The organism is Anaerobiospirillum sp. NML120449 (assembly GCF_023051105.1).
In the GTDB taxonomy this organism is placed as follows: Bacteria; Pseudomonadota; Gammaproteobacteria; order Enterobacterales; family Succinivibrionaceae; genus Anaerobiospirillum.
The window spans coordinates 13,248-25,846 of record NZ_JALKIL010000014.1 but is presented as its reverse complement, the minus strand read 5'-3'; the positions used below and the strand labels follow the sequence as shown (position 1 = coordinate 25,846).

The following is a 12,599-nucleotide window of genomic DNA, read 5'->3' as shown; positions in this document are numbered from 1 at the left end:
TAAGGCAGGAGGCCTGCAGGCCAGGGGCGTACGTCCGAGCCTGATTTACATGGGGCTGCGGGACTGGTGCGACCGGGGTGGCTTTAAGCTCAAAGTGCGGCAGCGGGGTACCGCAGCTGAAAGTCATGGTGATGTATCGGGGACAGGCTGTGGTGGGGGCGGGTCAGTCCTGCTCCTTTTTGCGGGTTTTGGAAATTTTCTTGATGTAGAGGGTCTGACCGTCATTTACGGCAAAGGTGCGTCTTGCTACCTTGAAATTACCGCAGGGAGCGAGAAAGTCATCCTCAACGTGAATGGTGGCACAGCGCAGGTCAGGCAGCTCCATGATCTGACCCTCGTGGCTTTGCATGGCGCAGCTGTGCCACTTTTTAAGGGCAGAGGCCTTGATGACAGGCAGGGCTGAGTCCAGGGTTACCTTATTGCACAGGCTGGTGGCCAGCTGCTCAATACAGCCTGCATCCTGGACCTGATCTCTGATGGAATCGACCCAGGTGCCGTCGCTTAGCAGGGCCAGCACAGATGCTGTCATGGAGGCACAGGTATCAGTATCGCTGCCCAAGGCAAAGGCTGCAGCCTTCACGCCCTCCAGAGGCTGGTCAAGATGGGCACAGGAGAGCATCAGTGCTGTGGCGGCGGCCACTATGCCCGAACCGCTGCAACTGCGGTCAAAGCTGTGCAGACTTTCCATAATCTCAGTTATTGCTGGGCGCTGCGGGGCGCTCAGAGCAGCGCGGACAAGTTCAAGCTCACTTACCATGAAGTCAACATTTTCCTGCCACAGCTGCTCCCAGTTGTTATGGCAGGTGCGCATGGCATCTGTCCAGGCAGCAGGCAGGGCTGACAGGTCAGGAGCTGCCGCCCAGGCGGCCTTATTATCAAGCAGCTGCTGCACAGGGCCGGTCGGAGTAAGGGCTGCACGTTCATCGCTGCTCAGGCGCACCGCGCTCCACAGAGCATAGCCCCATGCAAGGGCGCCCACCAGGGCTGCAGGGTGAGCATGAGTGGAAATGCCGTCGCTGAGAATATGCCCGGCCAGATCACTGAAATCACGGTCAGCAAGGGCAATGACATGAGGCAGGATACGCATGGCTGCGCCATTGCCACCGGCCCCAAAGTAGTCGGCAACATCACTTTGTCTGCAGCGTTCATCCCAGGGAGCACGGTCAGCAAGCCACAGCTGGGCGGCCTTTTTAACGGCCTTGCCGCCGCCGCGCTCATAAAGGGTCCATAAAGGCAGCTCCACGCGGCGCAGATACTCTGTCCAGCTGTCCCCGTGCAGCAGCGCGCGGCCCACACAGAGCATCAGCTGGGTATCATCGCTGTACTGACCGGCACCAATGAGGTCATAGTGCGGAAAATAACGGCCGCCGCATTTGCGCTCCCAGGCAGGGGCAACAATACCCGGCACGCAAACACCGGCTGACCTGCGCCTCTCCTGAGGCCAGCCCAGGGCATCGCCCCAGGCAGCAGCTGTCATGGCCGCAGCAGCCCGGCGGGCAAAATCCCCGGACTTTTCCATGGCCGCAGCTCCGGCCTTTCTCCCGGCACCACGAACTCCCATGGCCCCTTTGATTTGTGACATAACTCTCTCCTGACAAATATAAACACCGGCGTGGCCCATTCTTCCCGCCCGGCTGCCCAGATTCTTGCTCAGTCAAAGCCGACAGCACGGCGCAGCCGCCCGGGCAGCTCAACGACTGGCCTGACGGCAGCTGTGCATGGCTTTGCCTGCCAGGCCTCAGCTGGCCTGTAAACAGGGGCCTGCCTGCACCATGACAGTACGCTGTCAGGCCGGCAGACGGGAGCGCCGCAGCCTGCAGCACCACCTGCGCCCGGGACAGCCTGGCTTTAAGTGTGTACAGGGTCAGGCTGGCCGTATGGCCCGGGCAGGCGCTGGGCGGACATGGCGCCTGCCGGGCTGCTTTCAGACGCGCACTCGGGTGGTAAAGTGCACCTTGCTTACCATGCTGCCCTTTACCATAGGCTGAACATATAGGGTGCGCAGCTGCCCGTTATCCTGGGCCGGTGCGGCGCCAGTCTGCTTTAAGACCAGCTGTTCGAGCCACTGGCACAGAGCGTCGATGGTTAAATCAAGATCGCAGCTAAGCACATCAAGGTAGCAGTACTCACGGCCCACGGCCCAGCCGGTAACAGACATCACAAAGGCGCTATCGCTGCTCTTAAGATGACAGGTAAGCTCACGGCTCAGACGGCCAAGGCACTCAAGGCCGGCCGTACCCTCTGGCATCTGCCCCTGGGCGCAGGCCTCAATTATGGCGCTGCACTGACCTGAAAGGTCAGAGCCAGTGGCGCTTGCTGAAGCAGAAGCTCTGCCTGCTGCAGCTGCGCTGCCGGGTCTGGCCGAAGCTGCCTGCGGGGCTGCTCCTGCAGCGGCATCCGGGGCGGCATCCGTGCAGTTCTCGAGCAGTACGCTTAACAGGCGGGCACAGGAGGATACAGGCAGGGCCACAGTTAAAGGCACCACGCCGGCACTCATCAAATCAATGGCCTGAGCATCAACTGATGCACTGTTAAGCTCGAGCATGAGGTCACGCAGGCAGGATACGCCTTCAATGATATCAGCACGCAGATCCGGGCAGGGTTCAGTGCATTTGTTTAAATCAGATGAAGGCACAGTAAGCCAGGCATGGGGATCAAAAACCAGCGGTCCCGGGCGCTCACTTGCGCTGCTGTCACATCCTCTGGCGCCATCGTGCTGTGCCCCTGACCCGCAACCACCATTACTTTGTGCCATGGCAGCCGGGCTGTCAGCCCGGCTGTCTGCACCAGCCTTAGAGCCGACACTGGCGGTACTGTGCTGAGCACAGCCATGCTCTGCAGGTAAACCTGAGCCCTTACAGGCCACACCCTGGGCACTGTCCTGAGTGCCATTGCCAGCCGGGGCTGACAGGTCTCCAGGGGCGCTGTGATCCTGGCCTGCAGACTGTGAGCCTGGAGCTGCAGCTGCGGCCACGGCCATGCCTGGGTCTGAGTCTGAGCCTGCGTTTGAATCCGGGGTGGAGCTCAGGTGGTGCTCAGGGCTGCAGTCCCTGCAGCTGTCATGACAGCTGTCCTTGCTGCAGGTGGCGGCCATGCCCTCACGCTGCGGGCCATTGATGGCGCTGAGCTGACCTGCACCTGGAGCAATGGCCTCACCACGCCTGAGTGCGGCCTGAGGAGCTGTAAGGCCGGGCTTACTTAAATCCGAGTTCCAGCCTGAGTAGTAAAACCAGCGGGTGCTCTGAGCGGCGGCATCACTGTCTACAGGCTCAATGCCCATGGCTTTAAGCGGCAGGGGCAGCATATCAAGGCGGTAGGCAAGCTCAGGACGGCTTTGCACCAGAGCTACGCTGTCGACATAGGTCAGGATATTGAGCTCACCTGCGGCGCAGGCCAGCAGGCGTCTTAGCATACGGTCAAGCACCTGAGGATGCTGGGAGCGGCTGGCCTTAAACCAGGTATAGAGCATGGGATGGTAAATATCCACATGCAGACGGCGCAGGCCTGTTGTGCTGACCAGAGCGCTGTCCACAGCGGCATTCAGGCGCAGCTGACCTTCACTGCACGAGGCACTGCCATCAGTGCCGGGCTCATTGTCAAAGTCATCATCAAAGAGATCAGGGAAGAGATCAGGGTCCAGCCCGGCCAGAGGATCTTCAGCGGCTGCTGTTGCTGCAGACGCAGCCCCGGCCTCAGCCACAGCCCCCTGAGATGCCCCTGCATTACAGCCCACGGTGCTGTCCTGGGAGCCTCCTGCAGCGGAAGGGGCCTGCGCAGCTGATCTTGCAGCTGCCTGTGATCCGGCGGCGGCAGAGCTGTGCGAGAATTTGGTCTTTTTCTGGCCCAGGTTATTGGTCAGGTTGGCCCGGGCAATGGCCTCGTCGGTGCCGGCCTGAGGGCCTGGCACTCCGGCCGTGCCGGTGGCAGAGTTCAGGTCAGGGGTGGTTCCCAGCCACACAGGCAGGGTACGGGCAGGCTCAAGGGAACACCAGCACTCCTCAGTGCCAAAGGTCAGGCCATCGGAGCTGATGCAGGCATGGTCAAGGGCCGGTTCTCCGGTAATAAAGCGCCAGCCTCCGGCAAAAGGGCGGGGCATGAGAGCAAGGAAGTGCTTTATGGGCAGGAGCATGCTGTCATGGCCGACGGATCCGATTATTACATTGATATATTCGCCGCTCATGCTTACCGAGCAGGTAAGAGTGCGGCTGAGCGAGCTGACAATGGAGCTTATGGTGCGCTGCATCCCGTCAAGGTCAGGGCCGCCGCTGCCGGCTTCACTGGCCATATGCTCAAGGCGCTCGCGCTCCTGGAGCAGATCAAGCCATGCCTTGCGGCAGCGGCTGTGCCAGCTGATAAAGCCGGCACTGTGCAGGGCCTGCAAATCACTGACATTAAGGGCCCGGGCACTGTCGGCAATCATGTCATCGATATGAGCTACGGCCGGGAACTGAGCCAGAGCCTCATAGAGGTACATCAGGGCCTGTTCATGCTCGCCCAGATAATCAAAGGACAGGGCAAGGGAGACGAAATAATTGAGATCGTCACAGTAATCGCCGTACAGAGGCAGCAGCACCCTGACACCCGAGCGCAGCAGATCTCTGTCACTGCTGCGTATGGCCTTGCGGCAGGTAGCAGCGCCCAGCCAGAAAAGGGCGTCAATGCGCTGCTGGCGCTCAGGGCCCGGGGGCATGGCCACAGCCACTGAGCTGTCAGCGACCCTGCCCTTACCCCCGTCAGACTGCACCACAGCGGCAATAATTCTGTCATCCTCAGAGGCTTCAAACCATGCCTTGCACTGCTGCACCAGGGTCATTGCCATACCATACTCCTTGTCAAAGAAAAGAAATAACTCTCAGGCCACACGCCCAGCCTGCCCGCACCTGAATCTGCGCCGGCGCCCGCACCCACACATGGGCCCACGCCCGGGCCTTACGCCCAGCCGGCTCACACACTGAATCTGCGCCATCGCCCGCGCCCACACATGGGCCCACACATGGGCCTTACGCCCGGCCGGCTCACACCTGCATCTGCGCCACCGTCCGCGCTCGCACATGGGCCCACGCATGGGCCCACACATGAGCATGCGGCTGCTGCCCCGGCAGCAGCCAGCCGGGCCGGCTGACAGGCAGACATGCAGTCGTTTAGCAAGGGCGCTGCGGCCGCAGCTGTCTGCCCGCTCAGGCCGGCTGCACCCTGACCACCTGCCCGGAGGTGGAATATCGTGCCTGAATGCACATTGCCTGAGCCGGGCCTGGCAGGCTGCCGGCCGGTAAGCGCAACAGCTGGGTGTCTGGCGGCACGCGCTGCCGGTCGGGCCTTTAATGAACACATGGTACCACTGATACCAGCTCCCGGGCATACCGGTCGACCAGCTGGTAAATATCCAGGTCCACAAATGCAAAAGGCCGGCACCGGCCGACCCTTAAAAACTCACGTAAAAGATGACAGACAGCCCGGCACCGGCCCGGCAACTGAATGCCCGAGCAGCACTCAGGCAGACAGGCCGCCTTGCCCATGCCTGGGGCTGTTGCCATGGGCTGTACGACCCACACGACTGTGGAGGCATACAGGCATTTAGAGGGGCCTGTACGCTTTTCAGGCTGCTGCCATGGCCTTTGCCTGTCCCAGGCACTGCAGCCGACGCTGGCAGGAAAGCCACGTATGGACCATGAAATGTGCAGGTCCGAAGCAGCAAGGTCAGCCCCAAATGTATTTTGAGAGGACCCGACATGGCTGCCCGACAACACTCACCATGTACCAGCCACTGTCAGTCCGGCCTCAGCCTGTCCCCGGTCAGGGCGTGCCCTGACCTGAGTGCTGCACAGTGGGGAATGCCAGTGCACAGGATTAAGCGGGGCCGGTGCTTTGGCCGGGGCAAGGCTGCTCAGGCCGGCCCCTGACCATGGCACGGCCGTGCCTAAAGGTCATCAAGGGAAAAGGGCTCCATCGCCGGAAAGTCCTCTTCATCAATATTGTCATCAGCAGGGGCATTATGAGCTGTCAGATCCTGATCCGCTCCCTGTGTGTTGTGCTGGTCGCTGATGAACTGGGCAGCCAGGGCAGCGGCCTGGTCTGCAGCGGCGGCTGCAGCCGTCTTATCTGCACTGAGGGCCGGCTCACTGTCCTTGCTGTCACTGTGGTGCGCGACCGGGGCTGCCCTGGCCTCGTCAGGGTATGAATTATCATTACCTGCAGCTGGGCTCTGTCCACTGTGGTCAGGCTGAGAATCCTGGACAGGGTCATGGTCCTGGCCCAGGCCACTGATCTGTCCTGACTGAACACGGCTGCCCAGGGCAGACTCAAACCTGGCGGCACTGTCAGCCCCTGCGGCAGTACCGTCTGGGGCAGCGCCCGCACCAGAGATATCCTGACTGGTACTGTTCATTTCATGCTCAGCGCTCTCTGCGCTGTTGCGGACATAAGCCGGAGATTCATGTCCGTGCTGCTCCTGTTGCTGATTGTGGCCCTGGTCCTGAGCCAGCTCATGGGTCTGAATGCTGTCCTTGGCCTGGCCCTGCTCATCGGCCTGATTGCTGTCCTGGGCCTGGGCCTGGCCCTGGTCACAGGCCTGATTGGTGTCCTGATCAGGGGCGCTGTGAGCTGTCTGCTCTGTGGCCTTTCCGGCGGCCTCGACAGGCTCATGGGGATCAGGGGCTGGTGCGCTTTCTGGCGCAGCTGGACTGCCCTGTTGGGCCGGGGCCTGTGGTCCTTTGTTCATGGCTGTGCCAGAGCCTGACTTATGGGCCGGGGCGCTGCCCCTGTGGCGACCTGCAGCGGCAGATGGGGACTGGTCCTGTCGTGGTGTCCACAGGCCCTGCTTTTTGAGGCGGTGGACAATATTGTAAAAAGAGCGCTGGGAGATATTGATGCGCCCGTCTTCTCTTAAGGTACGGTAGGTGGAGAGCAGGGAAGATTCGGCAAATTCCTGAGAATTGAGCAGCTCAAGCACAGTACTGCTCACCTCCATGGTCAGGCGGCGTATGCGGGCCGGTCTGATAGCAGGCTCATCAGAGCTGTCACAGGGAGCGCTGCCCTGCAGGTCGTACTCTGAGGGGGCTGTGCCGTCTGCAGCTGCAGCCTCATCAATGCCTCTGCCCTGAGAACCGGAGGCCCTGGCAGTGGCATTTTGTGAGGCGCGGGACTGGCCGGCGGCGCTGTCTTCCTCAGTGGCTGACTTGAGCCAGCGGTAGTATGAGCGCACATTCAGGCCCATAAGCTCGCAGATACGGGTGATGCTCAGACCGCTGCGGTGAAAGTGCTGAATGGTGGCAATAATGCGCAGGCGGGTACCCTCACTGATGCGCATGCCCTCGCCTTCACAAATGCCAAATTTCTCCTTGAGCACTTCAATGGTCTTTTTGAGCAGCTCAATATGATTATTGGCATATTCCAGATCCCCGTCGCTGATTTCAAGGGCGCTTGCTGTCTCAAAAAGCTGATGGCGCTGGCGCTGATAGCGACCTGAGCTGACCACACCCTCAGATTCAATGGCCTCCCAGGCAGCACGCATCTGCGCGGCACTGCAGTTAAGGCGTGCAGCTGTTTTGGCCGTGTGCTCATCAGACCAGTCATAATGGGCAGCGAGGGAAGCCATGGAGATAAATTTGACCAGACTTACCCTGGGACCATTATTAAAAGAGATCATTTCCTGTCCCTTGATTAGGGTAATCACAGCCCCGTCAGGCATGCCCCCGGATCCGGCGCCGGCTTTATCAGCGCCCGGCCGGGCCTCAGCCTTGTCACCGCTGCCAGCCCCGGATCCGCTGACCAATCCGGCACCACTGTCGGGCACGGAACCGGCGCCGTAAGCACCCTGAGTCTGGCCATCATCCTGACCCTCACCGTGGTGCTGCCCGTCGGAATCATGAGACTTACGGCTGCCCTGACCATACTCAGCTGCCTGCTCATGGGCAGCCAGCTCATGACCTGCCTGCTCGGCGCTGTCAGCAAATGAGTGCTCAGAGCCCTGCACAGCACGATCATCGCCCTCACTTACTGCCTGACCATGAGGCTGACCATGAACATTATCCTGGTCAGGGCCAGTGTCAGACACAGAGCCTGATCCATAGCTGTCAGATACGGCTGAACCCTGATCTGCGTTACTGGCCAGTGCTGCACTGTTGCCCTGAGCTTCCTCATCAAAACGGCTCATACGGGCGCGGGCAGCTGAGAGCAGGCGGAAAACGGTGGCACGGGAAATATTGTAACGGGCGGCAGCTTCGTCAATGCTGATTTGGCCACACATAATCTGACCGACAATTCTGGCTTTAAGCTGTGATCTCATACTGGACATGATAAAAACCTCAGAAGGCAGGAAAGCCATATTATGGCGGCATTAAGGCAGCTGCACAGGCAGCCCGGGAGCGGCATATCTCATCAGGCACCACAGCCGGGCACTGCACAAATACTGATTAACAGGGCAGGTGCTCAGGACTTACAATGAAGTACAGTTGTGACATGGCAGGTGTGGCCGCCAGGTCGTGAAGAAGGCGCACTTAACAGATAACAGGGGCTGTCCAGAGCTGACGGACATGCTCCACCTTACAGGTGCCCGGGAACGACAGGAATGGCCATATGAGCGCTGGCGCAGAGCCAGTCAGGCCTGAATGCAGGCAGGCCGGCCCAGTTACCCGTCGGGCAGGAGCGCAGCAGGGCTCAAAGCGCGGCAGCTTGAGCAAGGCTGACCAGGGACATCATGCTGTCAACAGATGTTAACGGCACCACAGGACAGCCGGTCAGGCAACTCAATGGCTGGGATCACCGCCACAGCCACGGACACGGTAATGCAGCGACTGCCGTGGCCGTGGCTGCGTCTGCGCTGTCAGCCATTGCAGGCTCAACAGGACAAGCGGGCCTGGCACAGGTCTGGCTGGACGGCTGAGCTGTTAAGGCGTCGACAGGTCTGACCTGCACTATGGTTGGCGTAGTAAGGCCACTTAATGGCTGAGACAGCAGCTAAAGTTATGCCCTCGCCATGCAGGCTGTATCAGCCGACAAATGGGCATTAAGTCTGGCAGGTCAGCTGCGGGCTCAGAATCATACTCAGACTAAGACCTGGTGACTCAAGCTCAGGTCGTGCTGTCGGCAAGTTAACCTTATGGGCAGGAGCACAGCCAGGGCTGACTGTGTCTCTGCAGGTTACGGGGACAAAAGGCCCCGGTATCTGCAGCTTATCTCATGCAGATCTGCGCCCCGGTGGCAGGGCTTACACGTCTGCAATATGGCAGGACGGTGCCTCGTGCTTAATAGCCCCATGGATGGGAGGCGCAGGCCTCAACAGGGTACCAGTCTACAGTAAAGCTGTGTTTGCCCCTGATTTTATCCTGCAGACTTTCAAGGGTACATACCTTCATTTCCAGCAGCAGACGCAGCTTGGGGCACAGGGCTACCAGCTCGTGGACAAGACGCTGAGCCTGACGTGGCTTTAGTGGTTCGGCAGTAACAAATTCAATGGACCAGTCTCTCAATACCAGAGGCATGGCGCCCAGTTCGTCAAACCACATGTGGAATATTTCCATCATATTGTGGATAGACAGGCCCGGTACACCGCTCAGATAAGGCAGCCAGCTTATGACATCGACAGGATGCTTTACCGGCAGATGACAAAGCAGCAGGGGACGGCTTACCCTCTGGGAGTCATGCCATATGGTATGCATGTCCATAAAGGTATCGTCCTCAGGCTGACAGCACATGGCCTGTAAAATCTTCTGTACGCTCTTGCGGTACTGGCGCTCCTGGCTGCCTCCGCCACGGGCTTTGCCCGCCGGGGCTGCTGCAGTTGCCGCAGCCGGGGATGAGCCTGGCGCAGGGACTGATCCCGTTGCAGGCACTGTTCCCGGGGCTGAGCCCGGCTGCAATGCAGGGGCATTTTCAGCTGTTGCGCCCGGCTGGGCAAGGGCATCAGGGGAGGCTGTCCTGTGGGCCCCCGGCACTGCAGTGACCGGGCGCTCATGGGCGGACTTGCCTGCACTCTTAAGATAGAGGGCACACAGCTGCTCAAAGGATCGCTCAGCGACCTTTGAGTTAAAGGCAGCCTTTTTGAGCAGGGTCAGAATACGGGCCTGACCATTGTTCTGTAAAGGCGGCCATGCCTGATAGCGATTGTAAGGGCGGTCAGCCCATGCCTGGAATACGCTGCCCACGATAAGCTCGTCTTCAGTGCGCCCAGGTGCGCGGCTGCGCCAGCTGGAGTTTATAAGAGACTCAAGGCTGCCCCAGTCACGACGGGCCATTACCACACCGCTTATCTGGCTGCAGGCAAGACGCTTGAGCATGTCAGCTGAGACCTCGACCAGCACAGGGCAGCCTTCTCCGGCCAGCACAGTGCGCATGGCATGGCGCAAATGGCACACCATGGGCGAGATATCGATAACAGGCGGGTAGAAGCTGCTCTTACAGTCCATCATGACGGCCGTGCACTGGCTGAGCAGGCGGTCATAGTCACGGTCAAAGTACATTTCATGGGCCATGAAATGCAGACGCTTTTTCATCACCTGACGTATATCCTGCCACATGGCCTCAATGACAGAGCGCTCAGTACCCTCAGGTATGGTAAAGCTCAGCCCCTCACGCACAGACACTCCCAGATGTCGGGCGCGCAAATCGAGCAAATCGCTGTGATAGTTGGGATAGTCAGAAGAATCAAAATAGTGCTCGGTAAAGAACCAGCCGTGCTTGTTGAGAAAACGCCTGTCGAGGCAGCCCTGCAGCACATCACGGTAAAAGGCCTCGAAATCAAAATCGCACTCTTCACCGTCAATATAGCCCTTAAGCTCATGAAACTCTTTGACAAAATCTTCATTGACCATGCCGCTGTCGATAAGAAAGCGCATATACCAGGCACCTGGCAGCCAGGCCGTACTGTCACTGACCTCAAGGCGGTTGCGCTCAATAAAGCGCAGATACCAGCGGCTGTCACAGAATACATAGTCAAAATATGAGCGGGTGGGATCAAAGGCGCTGGATCGGAAGTTGACAGTAAAGTGTCCGCGCCAGCCAAGATAGTCATAAAGCGAAGTAATATCGTCGTTGCGCGCATGATCCATTTCATCGCGCATCAGGGGTACGACCTGTAAAAATATTACCTGCTGCAGATCAGGCATGGTCCAGATACGGGCCTCGGGAATACAGGAGGTGGCAACAGAGCGCACCAGCAGGCCTTCATAAGGGCTGTTTTCACAAAGAGGCTCTTCATTGTCAAAAATGGTATCAGGACCGATACGCCTGCCTGTAGCATAAGGCATGCGGGCAAGGCGCAGCATGGACAGGGCAGGCCAGAATGTGTCAGGTCCGGTATCGGCACTTATGCGCGGAGCCTCCCATGCTGTCTCAATAAACATGATGAGCTCAACACGCTCAGGCAGGCTGCGCTCCATATCATTACGGGCAGGGGCAATGTAACTGCCCATACCACGGGTAAGGAGGGTATAAAAATTACGGCCCGCTAAAGGGTCAGGGGCCAGGACAATAAGGTCAATGACTGGATTGCTGCAGGACGGGGCGGCCATTATCTGGTCAACAGGTCCGAAATTAAGCTCCAGATGACGATCAAAGGATCTCAGCTGCTCGGGAGTATAGCCATGCTGCGTTAAGTCGTAGTCGACATTGAAATCCATATTAGAGACTGTTTGCATGAACCTTAACCTCGATGCATATCATCTGAACGCCCGCCCGCACCAAACCCTCATCCCCGGCATGAGCAAAGCACATAACAGGATTAAACTGCACTCATGCCAGCTTCAGGATATGGCTCAGGCTCACAGCCGTGGACAACAGGCCGGGCGGCCTGGAGACTTATTATAGTTTCATCAGCGCCAAAACCCCAACTGACCCTGCCTTACACCGGCGTATGCCCCAGTGCTTCCAGGGGCCACCAGCAGCCAGCAATATCCAGGCAGGCCATTGAAAAATGGAATCCTTACCATGAGCACTGAAATTAGCGCTGCCATGTGCGCTGACATGAGCGCTGACACAGTCCTCCCCCATGACCTCATGAAGTCATATCCCCACTAACCAGCTCCTGGCATCGCCTTACTGCCGGGGGACATACTTCATCATCAGAATCATCATTATCGGCAAATGGTCAGCAAAAGGCAGAGCCTGCCAGACTGGGCAGGCAAAGCATATTCACAGCTCAGATCAGCACAGCTGCAGCGCATGTACAAGACAGGACCACAGTTCTGACTGCAAGCCCAACGGATGAAAGTACGGGGGATAAGGGGGATGCCGGGAGCCGCCAGGAAAGATGCCAGCTACAGGAGTCGTCAGGCGCCTGCAGAGAATCGGCTATTGCGTCATTTAAAGAGAGTGGCGCGCATAACAGGGGCATAAAAAAGCCACAGACGAGCTGTGGCTTGCAAATCAGAATTTAAAGTACATGTCTGTCAGTTAATTAAACTGGCTGTGTGGCGGGTTGTTAACTTACTCACTTCCACGGTATGAGTTACCAGGCTGCTGCTGTCTCCTCAGGAGACAGGGCCGGGCCCGGCTGTGGCTGACGGACTGATATGTGCCCGTGACTGGTTAGCGGTTAGCGCTGAGCCCAATGGCCAGCAGCTGTCTTGCATGATACTGCTGATGACCCGCACTTGACCCTGACT

4 protein-coding genes are annotated in these 12,599 nt (G+C 58.8%); all 4 read right to left on the bottom strand.

What is annotated here, in order from left to right; translation table 11 throughout:
* Positions 1 to 163: 163 nt before the first annotated feature.
* Positions 164 to 1,582, bottom strand: a complete 1,419-nt coding sequence (locus MXE41_RS05915) for an ADP-ribosylglycohydrolase family protein (protein WP_247099748.1) — start codon at positions 1,580 to 1,582, stop codon at positions 164 to 166.
* Positions 1,583 to 1,924: 342 nt separating this feature from the next.
* Positions 1,925 to 4,819 (bottom strand): hypothetical protein, encoded by a 2,895-nt coding sequence (locus MXE41_RS05910; RefSeq protein ID WP_247099747.1) that lies wholly within the window; start codon positions 4,817 to 4,819, stop codon positions 1,925 to 1,927.
* A 1,098-nt stretch (positions 4,820 to 5,917) separates the two neighbouring features.
* Positions 5,918 to 8,293 (bottom strand): hypothetical protein, encoded by a 2,376-nt coding sequence (locus MXE41_RS05905; protein WP_247099744.1) that lies wholly within the window; start codon positions 8,291 to 8,293, stop codon positions 5,918 to 5,920.
* Between the two features lie 949 nt (positions 8,294 to 9,242).
* Positions 9,243 to 11,633, bottom strand: coding sequence for a suppressor of fused domain protein (locus MXE41_RS05900; RefSeq protein ID WP_247099742.1), 2,391 nt, complete (start codon positions 11,631 to 11,633; stop codon positions 9,243 to 9,245).
* Positions 11,634 to 12,599: the final 966 nt, after the last annotated feature.